This window comes from Lonepinella sp. BR2357, from assembly GCF_051851525.1.
In the GTDB taxonomy this organism is placed as follows: Bacteria; Pseudomonadota; Gammaproteobacteria; order Enterobacterales; family Pasteurellaceae; genus Lonepinella.
Window position 1 is genome coordinate 1 of the sequence record NZ_JBPDVG010000018.1, and the last position, 18,340, is coordinate 18,340.

The 18,340-nt window shown below is 42.8% G+C and carries 14 protein-coding genes and 1 pseudogene; 7 read left to right on the forward strand and 8 right to left on the reverse strand.

The genetic code is table 11. The features are described 5' to 3' along the window. Together ACTG7L_RS10280 and ACTG7L_RS10285 are read right to left on the reverse strand one after the other, a co-directional pair. A partial coding sequence (locus ACTG7L_RS10280) for a Rib/alpha-like domain-containing protein (protein ID WP_439328462.1) occupies positions 1-1,429 on the reverse strand: 1,429 nt, incomplete at its 3' end. Between the two features lie 164 nt (positions 1,430-1,593). Next, a pseudogene (locus ACTG7L_RS10285) lies at positions 1,594-1,662 on the reverse strand (adhesin); the annotation flags it as partial. Between the two features lie 329 nt (positions 1,663-1,991). Between ACTG7L_RS10285 and rraB the strand changes: the two are divergent. The 4 genes from rraB (at position 1,992) to ACTG7L_RS10305 (ending at position 6,505) form a co-directional block, all read left to right on the forward strand. Next, positions 1,992-2,417, forward strand: coding sequence for a ribonuclease E inhibitor RraB (rraB, locus tag ACTG7L_RS10290; protein WP_439328463.1), 426 nt, complete (start codon positions 1,992-1,994; stop codon positions 2,415-2,417). Positions 2,418-2,475: 58 nt separating this feature from the next. After that, positions 2,476-3,075: a peptidylprolyl isomerase gene (slyD, locus tag ACTG7L_RS10295; protein WP_439328464.1), complete on the forward strand. Its 600-nt coding sequence runs from the start codon at positions 2,476-2,478 to the stop codon at positions 3,073-3,075. Positions 3,076-3,238: 163 nt separating this feature from the next. After that, positions 3,239-4,573 carry a 30S ribosomal protein S12 methylthiotransferase RimO gene (gene rimO / locus ACTG7L_RS10300; protein WP_439328465.1) on the forward strand — a complete coding sequence of 445 codons (1,335 nt, stop codon included), beginning with the start codon at positions 3,239-3,241 and terminating at the stop codon, positions 4,571-4,573. Between the two features lie 9 nt (positions 4,574-4,582). Next, a complete protein-coding gene (locus ACTG7L_RS10305; protein WP_439328466.1) occupies positions 4,583-6,505 on the forward strand; it encodes a UDP-glucose:protein N-beta-glucosyltransferase in 1,923 nt (640 codons plus the stop codon). A gap of 63 nt (positions 6,506-6,568) precedes the next feature. On the opposite strand, the gene ilvY is transcribed toward ACTG7L_RS10305, so the two are convergent. After that, positions 6,569-7,447 (reverse strand): HTH-type transcriptional activator IlvY, encoded by an 879-nt coding sequence (gene ilvY, locus ACTG7L_RS10310; RefSeq protein ID WP_439328467.1) that lies wholly within the window; start codon positions 7,445-7,447, stop codon positions 6,569-6,571. Between the two features lie 683 nt (positions 7,448-8,130). Here ilvY and ilvC point away from each other — a divergent pair. Next, on the forward strand, positions 8,131-9,612 hold the full coding sequence (gene ilvC, locus ACTG7L_RS10315; RefSeq protein WP_439257977.1) for a ketol-acid reductoisomerase: 1,482 nt from the start codon (positions 8,131-8,133) through the stop codon (positions 9,610-9,612). Between the two features lie 57 nt (positions 9,613-9,669). Here the strand turns inward: ilvC and ACTG7L_RS10320 are convergent, their stop codons facing one another. The 4 genes from ACTG7L_RS10320 to carA form a co-directional block, all read right to left on the reverse strand. Beyond that, a complete protein-coding gene (locus ACTG7L_RS10320; protein WP_439328468.1) occupies positions 9,670-9,912 on the reverse strand; it encodes a hypothetical protein in 243 nt (80 codons plus the stop codon). 129 nt (positions 9,913-10,041) lie between these two features. After that, positions 10,042-13,248, reverse strand: a complete 3,207-nt coding sequence (gene carB, locus ACTG7L_RS10325; protein ID WP_439328469.1) for a carbamoyl-phosphate synthase large subunit — start codon at positions 13,246-13,248, stop codon at positions 10,042-10,044. Positions 13,249-13,269: 21 nt separating this feature from the next. Next, entirely contained in the window at positions 13,270-13,992 is a 723-nt protein-coding gene (locus ACTG7L_RS10330; RefSeq protein ID WP_439328470.1) for a hypothetical protein, read from the reverse strand. A 1-nt stretch (position 13,993) separates the two neighbouring features. Then, positions 13,994-15,118 (reverse strand): glutamine-hydrolyzing carbamoyl-phosphate synthase small subunit, encoded by a 1,125-nt coding sequence (gene carA / locus ACTG7L_RS10335; protein ID WP_439328471.1) that lies wholly within the window; start codon positions 15,116-15,118, stop codon positions 13,994-13,996. 266 nt (positions 15,119-15,384) lie between these two features. Between carA and ACTG7L_RS10340 the strand changes: the two genes are divergently transcribed. Both ACTG7L_RS10340 and ACTG7L_RS10345 read left to right on the forward strand, forming a co-directional pair. Further along, the gene (locus ACTG7L_RS10340) at positions 15,385-16,134 is read left to right on the forward strand and encodes an MlaA family lipoprotein (RefSeq protein WP_439328472.1); all 750 of its coding nucleotides are present in this window, start codon (positions 15,385-15,387) and stop codon (positions 16,132-16,134) included. A gap of 29 nt (positions 16,135-16,163) precedes the next feature. After that, a complete protein-coding gene (locus ACTG7L_RS10345; RefSeq protein WP_439242637.1) occupies positions 16,164-16,658 on the forward strand; it encodes a YfbU family protein in 495 nt (164 codons plus the stop codon). 93 nt (positions 16,659-16,751) lie between these two features. On the opposite strand, the gene ACTG7L_RS10350 is transcribed toward ACTG7L_RS10345, so the two are convergent. After that, the gene (locus ACTG7L_RS10350) at positions 16,752-18,287 is read right to left on the reverse strand and encodes a YifB family Mg chelatase-like AAA ATPase (RefSeq protein WP_439328473.1); all 1,536 of its coding nucleotides are present in this window, start codon (positions 18,285-18,287) and stop codon (positions 16,752-16,754) included. Positions 18,288-18,340: the final 53 nt, after the last annotated feature.

Here is an 18,340-nt window from a genome sequence, read left to right on the forward strand (position 1 = left end):
CTTCAGTCGCCGCTGCGGTGTTTTGTTTTAACGCAACATTGACGGTGTCTACTGAGCCATCTGGGTAGGTGATTGTCGCTGTTTTACCATCAGGAGAAACCGTGATTTCACCTTTTGCAGCCACTGCATCAGGGTTCGCTTTTTCTACCGCCGCTTTGATTGTCGCCAAGTCTTCAGCTGTCGGTGCGGCTGGATTGTATACGCCTACTGCATCGGTAATATCATTGTCTGCGGTGGCGCCAGCGGTATTAGGTTTTAATGCCACCGTGACTTCATCTGTTGAACCGTCTGGGTAAGTAATGGTGGCGGTTTTACCATCTGGTGAAACAGTGACTTTACCGCCTGCTTTGACAGCATCTGGATTGGCAGCTTCAACAGCGGCTTTGATGGTGGCTAAGTCTTCGGCTGTCGGTGCGGCTGGATTGTATACGCCTACTGCATCGGTAATGTCGTTATCCGCCGTCGCAGTTGCTGTGTTTGGTTTTAAAGCAATGGTGACTTCATCTGTTGTCCCATCTGGGTATGTAATGGTAGCGGTTTTACCATCTGGCGAAACAGTGACTTCACCGCCTGCTTTGACAGCAGCTGGATTGGCAGCTTCAACAGCGGCTTTGATGGTGGCTAAGTCTTTGGCTGTCGGTTTGTCTGTGTTGTAAACAGGCACGGCATTTTCCGCTGAAATATCATTCTCTGCCGTGACAGCAGCAGTGCTTTGTGCCACAGTTACAGACGCTGGTAAGGTGTCGGTTGAACCGTCTTTATAGGTCACGGTAACCGCCCCGTTATCCGCCACATTGATCACTGCATCGGCCGGTAAGTTTGGATTGGCTGCTTTAATGGCCGCTTTTACCGCTGCTTTCTCAGCATCGTTTAATTGACTTGGATTTTCCACTGGCACAGCGTGATCCGGTTTAATTAAATTATAGTTATCGGCGTCTGTTTTGTTCGCCGTTGAATCGCTACCAGAATCATGGCCTGCAATCGCAGCAATAATACCTGCCGCTGCAACGCCGGCAGCAACCCAACCCCAAGTAGGGATCCAGCCAGCGACAATCGCATCACCGCCCAACACTTCGCTAGCCAACATACTGTCTTTTAAGGCTGCAATGGCATTGGCGGCTTCGCCATCAGCTGGGATATAAGCATAATACTGACCATTTTCCGCTAATCCCATAATCACCGCAGGATCATCATAATAATTGGCAATAATTAAATCTTCGTCCGCAGAATCTTGGAATGTAATGTGTAAATCATTGCCTACACGTGCGGTACTGATTTGCTGTGGCGCAAGATTGGTTTCTTGATCAAGCAATTCATACACGGCTTGACTGCCCACATGTTGAATTTTAATGGCTTGATTTTTCACATTTTTAGGAATGTCCACCGTTTGGACATCGTTATTTGTCTTAATTTTCAATAATACGCTCATGGCATTTATCTCCTGTTATTGAAATAGGGGGGCAAATAAAAAAGCACGGTTAACCCAATAAATTGGGTTAACCGTGCTTGAATCTGAATAAGAAAAGTGAGATTTTGTACAGAAAAAGATGCGCAACATCTTTCCCTAAAAGCGGTATTTTTTCCGTCAAATAGGCGACTTGCTTGCTTGCTTGCTTGCTTGCTTGCTTGCTTGCTTGCTTGCTTGCTTGCTTGCTTGCTTGCTTAAAACATTGTGAATATTACGCATGATCTCTGTCAATCTTAATTTTGAAAAATTCTTTGCATTGTAGCAAAAAACTCTAAGTCTGTACAATAAAATTACTGTCAAATACACCGCACTTATATTGGTCTGACCAGAATGCCGCACAACAATTTCGCATGGCGACTTGATATCCTGAGCGCCTCCTCCTACATTTATCACAAAATTACGGATAAAACAGGTTAACGAAGTCAAGATGTGAGCCATATTCCCCCATCTGTTTGTCTATTTTGTGGATTTCTATGATAAGATAGCCAAACACAGACAGAAGATCTAAATAAGGACAATTATTATGGCAAATCACCCAACCCCCGCTGAATTGCAAGCAGAAACCCGTGAGATTATTAACGACTTATTCAATGACGGCAGCGATCCCAATGCGCTTTATATTATTGAACACCATATTGCGCACGGCGATTTTGATAAATTAGAAAAAATCGCCGTGGATGCGTTCAAAGCGGGATATGAAGTATCGGAGGCAGAAGAATTAGAAGATGATAACGGTAAGTTATTGTTCTGTTTCGATATTATCGCCGAAGTTGCGTTAAAACCGGAAATCATTGATGCGCAACAAAAAGAAATCGTGCCGTTAGTGGCGAAACATGGCGGCATTTATGACGGTTGGGGGACTTATTTTGAAGATCCCAATGCCGAAGAAGATGAATATGGTGATGATGGCGAATTTTTTGAAGAAGAATTTGACGAAGAAGATGAATAGTTAGCTATTTGACCGAATTTTCGATAGAATAGCCCCCTTTTTAACATTGGAGAAAAAAATGAAAGTAGCAAAAAATGTGGTCGTAAGCATTGCTTACCAAGTGCGTACCGAAGATGGCGTGTTAGTTGACGAGGCACCCGCCAATCAACCTTTAGACTATTTACAAGGTCACCATAATTTAGTGGTTGGTTTAGAGAATGCGTTAGAAGGCAAAGAGATTGGTGATAAATTTGAAGTACGTGTAAAACCGGAAGAAGGTTACGGCGAATACAACGAAAATATGGTGCAACGTGTACCGAAAGAGGTATTCCAAGGCGTAGATGAATTAGAAGTGGGCATGCGTTTTATTGCCGATACGGATATGGGCCCATTACCTGTTGTCATTACCGAAGTGGGTGACGCCGATGTGGTCGTTGACGGTAACCATATGTTAGCCGGTCAAGAATTGCATTTCACTGTGGAAGTGGTCGCAACCCGTGAAGCCACCTTGGAAGAAATTGCCCATGGTCATATTCATGCGGAGGGCGGTTGCTGCGGTGGCCATCACCATGATTCCGATGAAGAAGGTCACGGTTGCGGTTGTGGCAGTCACCATCACCACCACCATGAAGAAGAACATAGCCATGACGGCTGTGGTTGTGGTCATCACCACCATTAATCAGATTAAAAATACCGCACTTTGTTGGCAAAATAACCTCAAAGTGCGGTATTTTTTCACGATTTTTCCGAAACTTTACAAAATATTTACGTTGATTTTGTCGCCTTTCCCTTAAAATTTTTGTACAATACGCCCAATTTTTTACATTATTTTAAGATTATTTATGTCATCAAAAACGCCAAATATTGGCTTTGTTAGCCTTGGTTGTCCGAAAAATTTAGTCGATTCCGAACGCATTCTCACCGAGTTACGTACTGACGGTTACAATATTATCCCTACTTATGAAAATGCTGATCTGGTGATCGTCAATACTTGCGGTTTTATTGATAGTGCCGTACAAGAATCCTTAGAGGCCATTGGCGAGGCGCTTGAGGCCAACGGCCGTGTATTAGTCACCGGTTGCTTGGGCGCAAAAGAAGATAAAATCCGTGAAGTTCACCCCAAAGTGTTGGAAATTACTGGGCCGCATAGCTATGAGGCGGTGATGGAAAATGTGCATAAATATGTGCCCAAACCGGAATATAATCCTTATGTCAGTCTCGTGCCAAGCCAAGGCGTAAAACTCACGCCGAAACATTACGCCTATTTGAAAATTTCAGAGGGCTGCGATCATAAATGCACGTTTTGTATTATTCCGTCCATGCGTGGAGACTTAGACAGCCGTCCTATTACCCAAATTTTAGATGAAGCCAAACGCTTAGTGGATTCGGGGGTAAAAGAATTGTTGGTGGTATCGCAAGATACTTCAGCTTATTCGCTCGATCAACGCAAAGAGAACCAAAATAAAACCGTATTTTGGAATGGCATGCCGATTAAAAATAATCTGATCACCTTGTGTCAGATGTTAGCCAGTTTAAAAGTTTGGGTACGTTTGCACTATGTTTATCCTTATCCACATGTGGATGAATTAATCCCTTTAATGGCGGCAGGGCAAATTTTGCCGTATTTGGATATTCCGTTACAACACGCTAGCCCGAAAATTTTGAAATTGATGAAACGCCCTGGTTCGGTAGAGCGGATTTTAGAACGGATTAAAAAATGGCGAGAAATTTGCCCAGAATTAACCTTGCGCTCCACCTTTATTGTGGGGTTCCCAGGTGAAACAGAAGAAGATTTTGAATTATTACTTAATTTTCTAAGAGAGGCACAACTTGATCGTGTCGGTTGCTTTAAATTTAGTCCCGTCGAGGGCGCTACCGCAACAGCAATGCCAGATCAAGTGCCAGAGGACATTAAAGAACAACGCTTCCAGCGGTTTATGGAAGTGCAACAACAGATTTCAGCCCAACGATTGCAGCAAAAAATAGGGAAAACGTTGTCAGTGATCGTGGATGAAATCGATGAAGACGGGATTATCGGCCGCTCAATGGCAGATGCACCTGAAATTGACGGTGTGGTTTATGTGGATAATATAAGCCAAAGTGCGGTGAAAATCGGTGACATTCTTTCCGTCACGATAACTAACGCAGATGAATATGATTTATGGGGAACTTGTTAAGGAGATGTTATGACAGACAAAACAGAAATTAAACCTGATGTTGAACAGTTTGAACAGGCTGTAGAAAAGAAAGATTATGAGCTTGCTTGTAATAACTTATTAGAAATTTTAAGTAAAATTGACAGTAATTTTGGGGGAATTCAAGACATTGGATTCCAATACCCGAAACAATTATCCAATCCTGAATTGGATAACGACCGTCATATCCATTTTTGTAATAGAATGGCAACCGCAATGACCAAGCTCTTTACGGATAAAGATTTGATCATTACAGACAGCGGTGCTCAACGTTTCTTAAGCTTCCAACGTTGGATTTCATTATGTTTTGCATCTTCGCCTTACATCAATGCGGATCATATTTTGCAAACCTATAATCAAAGCAAATCAGGCAATCCAAACGATATGCATTTACCGTCTGATCAAGCCACTTGGATTAAGTTTTGTATTATGTATTTACCCGAATCCAATTTATCCGTTAACTTAGATGTTTTCTGGAAAAACAATCCTAATCTATGTGCATCACTTTGTTTTGCGTTGCAATCGCCACGTTTTATCGGTACAGAGCCTGCATTTAGTAAACGTAATGCCATATTACAATGGTTCCCTGAACATTTAGCCACTTTACCGAATTTAAACGATGTGCCGAGTAGCATTACGCACGATGTTTATATGCACTGTAGCTATGATGTTGCTGCCAATAAACATTGGGTCAAAAATGCGTTGAATCAAGTGATTCGCAAGCACCTATTAAGCGGCGGTTGGCAAGATCGTGATGTCAGCCAAATCGGTTATCGTGATGGCAAACCTGTGATGGTGGTGTTACTGGAACATTTCCATTCTGCTCACTCTATTTACCGTACACACTCCACATCAATGCGGGCAGCCCGTGAGCTGTTCCATATTATTGGGCTAGGTAACGATAGCGTTGACCAATTAGGTCGTGACGTGTTTGATGAATTTCATCTCGTTAAAGGCAATAATATGTTTGAGAAACTCGAGTTCTTAAAACAAATTTGTGACGATAATGGTGCCGCTATTTTATATATGCCAAGTATTGGAATGGACTTAATCACGATTTTTGCAAGCAATACGCGATTAGCACCAATTCAAGCTGTTGCCTTAGGTCATCCTGCCACAACACACTCACCATTTATTGAGCATGTGGTGGTAGAAGACGATTACGTTGGTTCTGAACAATGCTTTAGCGAAAAATTACTTCGTTTACCAAAAGATGCTCTCCCTTATGTGCCATCTGCTTTAGCACCAGAGAAAGTGAACTATCTCTTGCGTGAAAATCCTGAAGTAGTCAATATTGGTATCGCATCCACCACAATGAAATTGAATCCGTACTTCCTTGAAGCCTTGAAAACCATTCGTGATCGGGCTAAAGTGAAAGTCCATTTCCATTTTGCGATGGGACAATCCAGTGGTATTACACATCCTTATGTAGAACGTTTTATTAAAAGTTATCTTGGGGATTCAGCCACCGCTCACAGACACTCACCTTATCATCAATATCTCAGTATCTTACAAAACTGCGATATGATGGTGAATCCGTTCCCATTTGGTAACACCAATGGCATTATTGATATGGTCACCTTAGGCTTAGTAGGTATCTGTAAAACAGGCCCTGAAGTGCACGAACATATTGATGAAGGCTTATTCAAACGCTTAGGTTTACCTGAATGGTTAATTGCCGATACGGTGGAGGAATATGTGGAACGTGCAATTCGTTTAGCGGAAAATCATCAGGAACGTTTGGAATTACGCCGTCATATCATTGAAAATAATGGATTACAAAAATTATTCACTGGTGATCCTAGCCCAATGGGTAAAGAATTTATGGCACGCTTAAAAGAATGGGGCAAAGCCAATAAAGTCAAACTCACTTTACCAAAAGCCCAAAAAGCCACCAAGGAAAAAGAGGCTTAATCAAGGTTAAGTATTGGTCAAAGTGCGGTGCAAAATTCCTACGAATTTTGTACCGCACTTTTTTTACCCTAACATCAACCAAAATGCCTTAACGAGTGGCGAGGCTAACGCCCGTTTTTGTACACAGATACCTAATTCAAAAGGTGCAACAGGCATATCCAAATTTAACGCCGATACTTGGGTGCTGATAGGACTATTTTTAATCACCACATCTGGCAATAACGCCACCCCACAACCTAACGCTACCATCGACATGATCCCTTCATGCCCACTCACTGTCGCATAAATTTTCGGGTGTTTGATTTTCTTATGGCGTAACCATTCATCAATCCGTTGACGAGCCGGCCCCTCGACGGGAAGAATAAACGGAATCTGTTGCCAATCAATGGGATCGTGCTGCAATAATTGGGTCGCCACACAAGCCACACGAGGCGCAATTAACGACAATGAAATATCATCAATAGGTTGAAATTCAAGAGAATGTGGCAAATTCAATGGTCGCCCTGCTAAGGCCAAGTCGGCTTGTTTCCCCTCCACCATTTGCACCGCCAAGGCAGGATCGCCCGTGGTTAATTGAATTTCCACTTTAGGATAACGAGCCCGAAATTTTTCTAAGATTTGTGGAAGATGTGAATAAGCGGCTGTCACCGAACAAAAAAGTTTTAACTCACCTGATAATTCTTGAGAAGTCGAGCGTAACTGTTGCTTAAACACGTCCCAATTATGCCAATTTTGTTGTGCAAACGTGAGAAATTTCGCCCCTGTTTCTGTGAGGATCACTTGGCGGTTATCACGGAGAAACAAAGGCTGCCCCAGTTCTTCCTCCATGCGTTGAATTTGGCGTGAAAGCGTGGAGGGGGACATGTGGTTTTGGGCAGCGGTTTTGCTGAAATTTTGGGTTTGGGTGAGGTGGAGGAAGATTTTTAGGTCGGTGAAGTTCATGGTTTTTCTCTTAAATTACAATTCTATTACAATCGGATTTCGCCGATGGCGACTTACTTTTTCTTTGCTCGTGCAAAGCAAAAGTAAGCAAAAAGAAAGCACGCCCCAACTTTGCCTTGTTTCCTGAAAATACGTTAATTTGCTTAACGGAAAATGGCTGAACTCGCTTCGCTCAGACAGACGCCATTTTCCTACAAATTAACGTATTTTCAGGCGGCAAACATGGGGCCCCATTGGTGAAGTAACAAAATACCGTGGAGTTGAATACCTAGTACTTGCGTACTAGGTTAAATATGGTAACGCTACTCCGTAGCTTAGAAAAATATCTATTTTCTCACCGCATTCTTACCCACGCTCGATCAAAAAATGGGGCCCCGTCTGAACCGCCTTTGCGACTTGAAATTTTTAGGTAAAATCGCCTTGTTTGAGCGTAGCGAGTTGCGATTTTGCCGTTAAAAAAATTTCAACCAAGCAAAGATAAGCGGTGAAGTCGGGGTGTGCTTTCTTTTGTTACTTTTTCTTTGCACAAGCAAAGAAAAGTAAGGAACGTGGCGAAACCCTATTTCAATAATTGCAAAATCCGCAATATCAAATCCCAATAATATCAATTTACGCAACACAATAAAACCCCTATAATCCCCTCATTCAACAAAAACAGCTAACAATCCAAAAGGAAAATAAAAATGTCTAACTATTTCAACACCCTAAATCTACGCCAAAAACTCGATCAACTCGGTCGTTGCCGCTTTATGGAACGTGACGAATTCACCGATGGCTGCAACTTCTTAAAAGGCAAAAAAGTTGTCATTATCGGTTGTGGTGCACAAGGCTTAAACCAAGGTTTAAATATGCGTGATTCTGGCTTAGATGTGAGCTATGCGTTACGTCCAGAAGCCATTGCAGAAAAACGTGCGTCATTCCAACGTGCTAGCGAAAATGGTTTTAAAGTGGGTACTTACCAAGAACTCATTCCAACGGCGGATTTAGTCATCAACTTAACCCCAGACAAACAACACTCAAAAGTGGTAGCGGATGTCATGCCGTTAATCAAAAATGGGGCGGCATTTGGTTATTCGCATGGTTTCAATATCGTTGAAGTGGGCGAACAAATTCGTAAAGACATCACCGTCGTCATGGTGGCACCAAAATGCCCTGGTACGGAAGTTCGTGAAGAATATAAACGTGGTTTTGGTGTGCCAACCTTAATCGCTGTTCACCCTGAAAACGATCCGAAAGGTGAAGGCATGGCAATCGCTAAAGCATGGGCAAGTGCCACAGGGGGCGACCGTGCAGGTGTATTAGAATCTTCATTCGTGGCTGAAGTAAAATCTGACTTAATGGGCGAACAAACCATTCTTTGCGGTATGTTACAAGCAGGTTCTATTGTATGTTACGACAAATTAGTAGCAGACGGCAAAGACCCCGCTTATGCCGGTAAATTAATTCAATACGGCTGGGAAACCATCACCGAGGCCTTAAAGCAAGGCGGTATTACGCTGATGTTAGATCGCTTATCGAACAGTGCCAAATTGCGTGCCTTTGAATTATCTGAACAAATCAAAGAGGAATTAGCGTTCTTATTTGAAAAACACATGGACGATATTATCAGTGGCGAATTTTCCTCCACCATGATGGCAGACTGGGCGAACGATGATGTGAACCTATTAACATGGCGTGAGGCCACAGGCAAAACCGCCTTTGAAAATTCACCAAAAGGCGACAACATCAAAATTTCTGAACAAGAATACTTTGATCACGGTGTGTTAATGGTGGCGATGGTGAAAGCTGGCGTAGAATTGGCATTTGACACCATGGTGGCAAGTGGTATTTATGAAGAATCCGCTTACTACGAATCTTTACACGAATTACCATTAATTGCCAACACCATTGCTCGTAAACGTTTATATGAAATGAACGTGGTCATTTCTGATACCGCAGAATATGGTAACTATCTATTCTCCCACGTAGCCACACCAATTCTGGCAGAAAAAGTAATTCCAACCTTACAAAAAGGTGACTTAGGTGAACCAGCACCAACGGTTGAAATTGATAACGTGTTATTACGTGATGTGAATGATGCGATTCGCAATCACCCGATTGAATTAATCGGTCAAGAATTACGTGGTTATATGACAGATATGAAACGTATTTCATCTCAAGCATAATTGAAATGAATGTGAAAAGTGCGGTAGAAAATACCGCACTTTTTGTTTATATAACAACTAATTAGCTGGTTTTAAATCTGGTTTACCCGCTGGTCTTTCAAAACCTTTTTCTTTCATACAAGCTGCAAATTTACTACGCTCTGCATTTTGCCCCACAGATTCACGACAAGATTTCATTGCTGCTTCAAGTTGTGGATTTTGTGGGCGTTCGCCACGTGGACCTTGCGGACGTTGGTTTGATTCTGATGTACAAGCCGTTAATAAAACAGCTAAGAATGATACTCCGAGTAATTTTTTCATATAAAAGTTTCCTTGTTTAAAGATTAAAAAGACGGACAAAATGTCCGCCTTGATTAGAATGTAAAGAAAAGAAATAGTTCCCTCTTTTGATTTAACTAGACACATTTTTTGTGTCTAGTTGTTTGGCTCTTACTGCAACCGCTGGTGCAAACCTTGTAACGAATACACATCACAGCCCGCAAGGCTTTTCACGCCCTCTACCAAAGCCTCTGCCCCTGACAGGGTGGTTTGTAAAAAGACTTTTTGTTGCAACGCACTTTGGCGAATGGAATGACTGTCCGTCACGCTTTCTGGAGTGCTACCCACGGTGTTGATAATCATGGCAATTTCACCGTTTTTAATCGCATCCACAATATGCGGGCGCCCCTCACGGACTTTATTCACAATTTGAGCCGAAATGCCATTATCCCGTAAGAATTTGGCGGTTCCCATGGTGGCACACAAGCCGTAACCTTGTTCTTGTAGACGGCGAGCCACTGGCAATAGACGGGCTTTGTCTTTGTTATCCACCGATACAAAGACTTTACCGGTTTTTGGAATCCGTTCATTTGCCCCAAGTTCTGCTTTCAAAAAGGCCTCGGAGAACGTTTTACCCACGCCCATCACTTCGCCTGTTGAACGCATTTCAGGCCCTAAAATCGTATCCACACCAAGGAATTTAATAAACGGGAACACGGCCTCTTTGACGGAGTAATAATCAGGGATCACTTCCCCTGCAATACCCTGTTCCGTAAGGGAAATACCCGCCATCACTCGAGCAGCAATTTTCGCCAAAGAACGTCCTGTGGCTTTGCTGACAAATGGCACAGTACGGCTCGCACGTGGGTTGACTTCTAACACATAGATAACATTATCTTGCACCGCAAATTGCACATTCATTAAGCCCACCACATGCAGAGCTTGCGCCATTGCCACGGTTTGGCGGCGGATTTCATCTTGTACATCTTGGCTTAACGAGTAAGCGGGCAACGAACAAGCGGAATCGCCACTGTGAATGCCTGCTTGCTCAATATGTTGCATAATCCCGCCAATCACCACATCTTTACCATCACAAATGCAATCCACATCCACTTCAATGGCGTTGTTCAAGAAATGATCGAGCAAAATCGGGCTGTCATCCGACACTTGCACGGCTTCACGCATATATTTGTTGAGCTCGTCCACGTTATACACAATTTGCATGGCTCGACCACCCAATACATAAGACGGACGTACCACTAACGGGTAACCGACTTCTTCTGCTAATTTCACCGCCTCAATCGCATTGCGAGCAGTACGGTTGTTCGGTTGTTTTAAGCCGAGATCGTGCAAGATTTTTTGGAAACGTTCACGGTCTTCGGCGGCATCAATGCTGTCGGCGGACGTGCCGATAATGTTCACACCGTTATCGTGTAAAGCGTTAGCCAATTTCAATGGCGTTTGACCGCCGTAATGTACAATCACGCCGTACGGATTTTCCACGTGGATAATTTCCAACACATCTTCCAGCGTCAACGGCTCAAAATATAAACGATCCGATGTATCAAAATCGGTGGACACCGTTTCAGGGTTGCAGTTGACCATAATGGTTTCAAAACCGCTTTCACGCAAGGCAAGGGCGGCATGAACGCAACAGTAGTCAAACTCAATACCTTGCCCGATACGGTTTGGACCACCACCTAAAATCATAATTTTTTTGCGATCCGTTGGACGGCTTTCGCATTCTTCTTCATAGGTAGAATAGAGATATGCCGTATCCGATTTAAACTCACCCGCACAGGTATCGACCCGCTTGTACACAGGGTGAAGATTCAAAGAATTTCGTTTATTTCGCACCGCACTTTCGCCAGCTTGAGTGAGCTGCCCGATACGTTTATCGGAGAATCCTTTACGTTTTAAGCGACGAAGTTCAGCGTAATCCAATTCGTCTAGCGTGCGTTTTTCTAAGGCTAATTCTTCTTGCACTAAATCTTGAATTTGAATCAAAAACCACGAATCGATTTTGGAATAATGATGGACTTCTTCCAAGCTAAAGCCTGCACCGAATGCGTCTGCTACATATAAAATTCGGTTCGGGCCTGGATTGCCTAATTCGCTACGGATTTTTTCAGGCTCTTCGGAAAGCAAATTGAAACCGCAAATCCCTGTTTCTAAGCCACGCAAGGCTTTTTGTAAACTTTCTTGGAAGGTACGCCCCATTGCCATCACTTCGCCCACGGATTTCATTTGCGTAGTTAAACGGTCGTCCGCTTGCGGGAATTTCTCAAAGGCGAAACGTGGCACTTTGGTCACCACATAGTCAATGGACGGCTCAAAAGACGCAGGAATTAAACCGCCTGTAATGTCGTTGCGAAGTTCGTTTAAGGTGTAACCTACCGCCAATTTCGCTGCAACTTTAGCAATCGGGAAACCTGTGGCTTTGGAAGCCAACGCCGAAGAACGACTGACCCGTGGGTTCATTTCAATCACGATCATCTCGCCATTTTCAGGGTTGATGGCAAATTGCACGTTTGAACCGCCCGTGTCCACGCCGATTTCACGCAACACCGCAAGGCTGGCGTTCCGCATAATTTGGTATTCTTTATCGGTCAAGGTTTGCGCAGGAGCAACGGTGATACTGTCGCCCGTATGCACGCCCATTGGGTCAAAGTTTTCAATGGAACAGACGATAATGCAGTTGTCCGCCTTATCACGCACCACTTCCATCTCGTATTCTTTCCAGCCCAATACGGACTGCTCAATCAACAATTCGTGGGTCGGTGAGGCATCAAAACCCCGTTCGCAAATGGCTTGAAATTCATCACGGTTATAGGCAATGCCACCGCCTGAACCGCCCATGGTGAAAGACGGACGAATCAGGGTTGGAAAGCCCACTTCTTCTTGTGCTTTCCACGCCTCATCAAAGCTATGACACACAAAAGATTTTGGCGTATGCAAGCCAATTTTCGCCATCGCCTCTTTAAACCGACCACGATCTTCGGCTTTATCAATAGCGTCTTCCGTTGCCCCGATCAGCTCTACATTATATTTTTTCAACACGCCGTGTTTAGACAAATCCAACGCACAATTCAATGCCGTTTGTCCGCCCATGGTTGGCAAAATCGCATTAGGGCGTTCTTTTTCAATGATTTTTTCCACGGTTTGCCATTGAATTGGCTCAATGTAGGTCACATCCGCCATATTTGGATCGGTCATAATGGTGGCGGGGTTGGAGTTGACCAACACCACTTTATAGCCCTCTTCTCGCAAAGCCTTACAAGCCTGCGCCCCTGAATAGTCAAATTCACAAGCCTGACCGATTACAATCGGACCGGCGCCGATAATTAATATTGTGTTTATGTCGTTACGTTTTGGCATTTTATTTTCTCTATATAATCATTAATAAGGGACAAATGTTTTTGCTAATTTTTCTAAATTAGTTAAATAAACTTCGAAGATACAATTCCCAAGGTAATCGTTAGAAGTTGCATTGGAAAGTTCTGATAATTGTTTTGCTGTAAATAAACCTTGATTAGTGGTTAAATCTGTTTTTTTCAATAAAAAAGATCCCACACTAATACCTTGTCTTAAAGTCGTTGTTTTAAAATATTTCTTTGCAACAGCTTTAAAATCTTCTTTACATTTATCTGATGAGTGAGCTACACGATTTCTAATTTTATTCATATTTTCAATAAGCTCTTTATCTTCAGTATTAAATATAAAAGGATGATTTTTTAGAAAAATATCGGCATCTTCTTTTAATTTAGATAGTGAGTTATAATCTAAATAACTTTCTTTTAATGATTTAAATTTTTTTGAACCCAATAAAATCCTAAATGCAACATCTAAATTTTTAATTCCAGATATTTCTGTTTTCACAGGTACTTTAGGGATAATTCTCCCTGTCATATATCTTAATAAAGCATTTCCTAGGAAATTTTCCCAAGACGATACAACAGAAGAAAATGCCAAACCAACTACCTGCTCTACATACTTATGCCCACCTTTTACAAATGATTTATTTTGTTGCAAGCGTTGCATTTCTTTAACTAAAGCCCTGCTTTTATTGATATCATCAATAAAATTATCTTTAATTTTAGTAATAGATATTTGCTTAGTCATACTATTTTGTGGCTCTCAAATTTGCAATAAATCTATCAAACAAATACGCCACATCATTCGGCCCCGGACTGGCCTCAGGGTGTCCTTGGAATGAAAATGCCGATTGGTCGGTGAGTTCAATGCCTTGTACCGAGTTATCAAACAACGAACGGTGGGTCACTCGCACATTGGCTGGCAGACTGTGTTCATCCACTTCAAAGCCGTGATTTTGGCTGGTAATCAACACATTGCCACTGTCTAAATCTTGCACCGGATGATTAGCGCCGTGGTGGCCGAATGGCATTTTTTTAGTTTTACCGCCTGCGGCTAGACCCAATAATTGATGTCCTAAGCAAATGCCAAAAATCGGTTTTTTGCTTTTTAATAAGGTTTGGATTGCTGAAATGGCATAATCGCAAGGTTCTGGGTCGCCCGGTCCGTTGGAAAGAAAAATACCATCAGGGTTTAAGGCCAACACGTCCTCGGCTGAAGTTTTAGCGGGTACAACCGTAATGTTGCAACCCCGTTCCGCCAACATTCTTAAAATATTACGTTTCACGCCAAAGTCGTACGCCACAATATTAAATTCAGGATTTTTCGCTTCAACATAGCCTTTACCTAATTGCCATTCGCCTTGTGTCCATTGGTAGGATTCACTTGATGTGACTTCTTGAGCTAAATCTTTGCCCGCCATGGAACCGAAACTTAACGCCAATTCTAAGGCTTTTTTCTCATCAATTTCACCGGTCATAATGCAACCAGCTTGCGCGCCTTTATCTCGCAAAATACGGGTTAAACGGCGGGTATCGATATCTGCAATCGCCACCACATTATGGGCTTTTAAATAATCGGAAAGGCTTTGGTTAGCACGGAAATTACTATGCGTTAAGGGTAAATCACGAATAATTAAGCCAGAGGCAAAAACCTGTTGGCTTTCAAGATCTTCAATATTGCAACCAGTGTTGCCAATATGGGGATAAGTGAGCGTGACGATTTGTTGAAAATAGGAAGGATCAGTTAAAATTTCTTGATAGCCGGTCATGGCAGTATTAAAAACGACTTCGCCGATAGTGTGGCCCTCAGCACCAATAGAGGTGCCGTGAAAAACACTGCCGTCGGCAAGCACGAGAATGGCTTGTGCGGACATAATTGCTCCTGAATGTGTGGTTGAACACTTACAAATATTCATTAACCAAAGATTGTTGATGACAATCTCTTGAGGTGAATTGGTTAAATTCAAGCTATTCTATCAAGCCCCGATCCGCTTGTAAAGTTGCAAAGAAATATATTTATGCAATAAAACTGAATTAATATTCATTTTATGCAGTTTTTAATCTAAACTGCGGTAAATTTTTTTGTAGATTTTGCCTAACTCATTTACAATAAGCAAAATTCTATTTGGAAATCAACTTAATGAAAAAAACAACGCTCTTTTCCACCGCACTTTGTAGCCTTGTGTTACTGAGTGGCTGTACTAACACGCTCGATCCCGTCACGGGAGAACGTCAAGATCCTTTACAAGGATTTAACCGCACGATGTGGGATTTCAACTACAAAGTCCTCGATCCTTATTTATTGAAACCGGCCGCCAAAGGTTGGAATGCCTTGCCAAGCCCTGTCACTACAGGAATTTCAAATGTGGCCAATAACCTTGATGAACCTGTGAGCTTTGTAAACCGCTTATTCGAGGGCGAGGTCAAAAAAGCCATGGTGCATTTTAACCGCTTTGTGATTAACTCGACCTTTGGCTTAGGCGGGTTAATTGACTGGGCCAGTTATAGCGATCCACTCAAAATTGAACACCAACGCACTTTCGGCGATAGCCTCGGCAGTTATGGCGTAGAGGCGGGTACCTATGTGGTTCTCCCCGTCTATAATGCCACCACACCTCGAGAATTAACTGGTTCCGTGGTTGATACCGCTTATACCTATCCTTTCTGGCATTGGGTTGGCGGGGCTTGGTCGTTAATCAAAACCGGCGTGCAAGCCGTGGACACCCGTGCCAAAGCTATGGATAAAGAGGCCTTGTTAGAACAAGCACAAGATCCATACATTACATTCCGTGAGGCTTATTATCAAAACCTTGAATATCGTGCCACAGACGGTAACGTAAAAGTGAAAGAAAGCGGGCTTTCAAAAGAAGATTTAAACAGTATCGACTAAATAAAATTTAAAGAAACAAGGAATTTATTATGGAAATGACATCAACACAACGCTTAATTTTAAGCAATCAATATAAATTAATGGGTTTACTTGAGCCTGAAAATAAAGCGAAATATGCCCGTTTAGAGGCTATCGTAAAAGGTGGCTTTGCGCGTGAATTAAAAGAACTGGATCAAGAATTTAATGACATTTCATTAGAAGAATGCCAAACCGTGCTAGATACGCTCGAAATGTATAAAGCCTTACATGTTTCGTACAACAATTTAACCGATAAATCCACGGTAACGCCTCACCGCTTACAATTTGTGGGCTATTGTGCGGTGCGTGAGAAAAAATATTTAAGCTACTTGCGTTTTATTACCGGTGTTGAGGGCAAATATCAAGAATTTATGCGTTGTGAACACGGCTGCGACTCACAAACCCCAATGTGGGATAAATACACCAAAATGCTTGATGAATGGCGTAATTGCCCGCATGGTTATCATTTAAGTATTCAAGAAATTCAGAATATTTTAAATGCCTAAATCTCATTAAAAAAAGACCGCACTTTGTTGAACAACATGCTCAGACACAAAAAGTGCGGTTTGTTTTTGTCTATTTTCTCTCTAAGCCGTTGATTACTCGTGTAATTTCAACAATAACCGATCCATGGTGCGATAGCCCAACGCCTCGGCTAAATGGGCTTGGGTAATATGTTCTGATTCCGCCAAGTCCGCAATGGTGCGTGACACCTTTAGAATACGGTGATAGGCCCGTACGGATAAGCCTAACTTCGTTAGCGCATTTTCCAAAAACATCGCCTCTTTTTCTGATAACGGGCAATAGCGTTCAATTTCCTTACTGGTTAAATGGGCATTCACTTTACCTTGTCGAGCGAACTGAATTTCCCTCACTTTTAGCACCTTTGCACGCACTTGTTCGCTCGTTTCCCCACGATCTTCTTGACGTTGTAATGCGCCTTGTGGTAATAATGGCACTTCAATAGAGAGATCAAAACGATCTAAAAACGGGCCAGACAGGCGGTTTAAATAACGAATGATTTGCTGTGGTGAGGTACGGTTATGCGAGCCTTGATAATGGCCAGTAGGGCTTGGGTTCATGGCCGCAACTAATTGAAATCTGGCAGGAAATTGTATCTTTGCGTTAGCACGAGAAATCACAATTTCGCCACTTTCCAAGGGTTGGCGCAAGGCATCTAATACTTTACGTTCAAATTCGGGCAACTCATCTAAGAAAAGAATGCCGTTATTGGCTAATGATATCTCACCAGGTTTTGGGATCGAACCCCCGCCCACTAAAGCAGGCAAAGACGCACTGTGATGCGGGTGACGCATGGGACGCTTTTTCCAGTTCGCAAAATTCAGTTCATTTTGAACCAGACTAGTGACAGAGGCCGTTTCAATGGCCTCTTGATCGCTCATTTCTGGCAGTAAGTCAGTTAATCGGCTGGCTAACATGGTTTTGCCTGTCCCTGGTGGCCCTAATAACAGCAAATTATGCTGCCCCGCTGCCGCAATGGTTAAAGCGCGTTTAGCATGATGTTGGCCTATAATATCAGTCAAATCTTGCTGACTTTGCACCGCACTTTGCTGTGCATTTGCTCGGACTTGCGCCGCCATTTGGCTCGCCGTGGGTAAATTTAATTGATTGCCGAGAAACTGCACCACTTCCAACAAGGAATGAGCATAGTAACTGTCATGGCCCGAAATAAGCGAGGCCTCATTAGCATTCTGTGGCGCAATAATCATGGTTCTTTTGGCTTTCTGGGCGGCTAAAATGGCAGGAATGACACCTTGTACCCCACGTAAATTACCGGTTAATGCCAGTTCACCCAAAAATTCAAATTGACGTAATTGATCTGCATTAATTTGCCCTGAGGCCGCCAAAATGCCCAAGGCAATCGGCAAATCAAAACGTCCCCCCTCTTTGGGCAAATCCGCTGGGGCGAGATTCACCGTAATACGTTTTGGGGGATATTTAAATTGCGCATTAATCAACGCACTTCGCACCCGATCTTGCGCCTCTTTCACGGTTTTTTCTGGCAATCCAACTAACACAAAATTCGGCTTACCATTGCTAATATGCACTTCAATGGTCACCAGAGGGGCTTGCACCCCGATAGAGGCACGGCTATAAACAATCGCTAACGACATAACTTTTCCTTTTTTATGGCTAAATTAGAAAAAGCATAAAAAAATACACCGCA

Bases quoted from the DNA above. Each gene is read 5' to 3' on its own strand.
- ilvY (WP_439328467.1), bottom strand. From the start codon at position 7,447: ATGAACTTCACCGACCTAAAAATCTTCCTCCACCTCACCCAAACCCAA.
- slyD (WP_439328464.1), top strand. From the start codon at position 2,476: ATGAAAGTAGCAAAAAATGTGGTCGTAAGCATTGCTTACCAAGTGCGT.
- ilvC (WP_439257977.1), top strand. From the start codon at position 8,131: ATGTCTAACTATTTCAACACCCTAAATCTACGCCAAAAACTCGATCAA.
- rimO (WP_439328465.1), top strand. From the start codon at position 3,239: ATGTCATCAAAAACGCCAAATATTGGCTTTGTTAGCCTTGGTTGTCCG.
- carB (WP_439328469.1), bottom strand. From the start codon at position 13,248: ATGCCAAAACGTAACGACATAAACACAATATTAATTATCGGCGCCGGT.
- ACTG7L_RS10340 (WP_439328472.1), top strand. From the start codon at position 15,385: ATGAAAAAAACAACGCTCTTTTCCACCGCACTTTGTAGCCTTGTGTTA.
- ACTG7L_RS10330 (WP_439328470.1), bottom strand. From the start codon at position 13,992: ATGACTAAGCAAATATCTATTACTAAAATTAAAGATAATTTTATTGAT.
- ACTG7L_RS10305 (WP_439328466.1), top strand. From the start codon at position 4,583: ATGACAGACAAAACAGAAATTAAACCTGATGTTGAACAGTTTGAACAG.
- ACTG7L_RS10350 (WP_439328473.1), bottom strand. From the start codon at position 18,287: ATGTCGTTAGCGATTGTTTATAGCCGTGCCTCTATCGGGGTGCAAGCC.
- ACTG7L_RS10320 (WP_439328468.1), bottom strand. From the start codon at position 9,912: ATGAAAAAATTACTCGGAGTATCATTCTTAGCTGTTTTATTAACGGCT.
- ACTG7L_RS10345 (WP_439242637.1), top strand. From the start codon at position 16,164: ATGGAAATGACATCAACACAACGCTTAATTTTAAGCAATCAATATAAA.
- rraB (WP_439328463.1), top strand. From the start codon at position 1,992: ATGGCAAATCACCCAACCCCCGCTGAATTGCAAGCAGAAACCCGTGAG.
- carA (WP_439328471.1), bottom strand. From the start codon at position 15,118: ATGTCCGCACAAGCCATTCTCGTGCTTGCCGACGGCAGTGTTTTTCAC.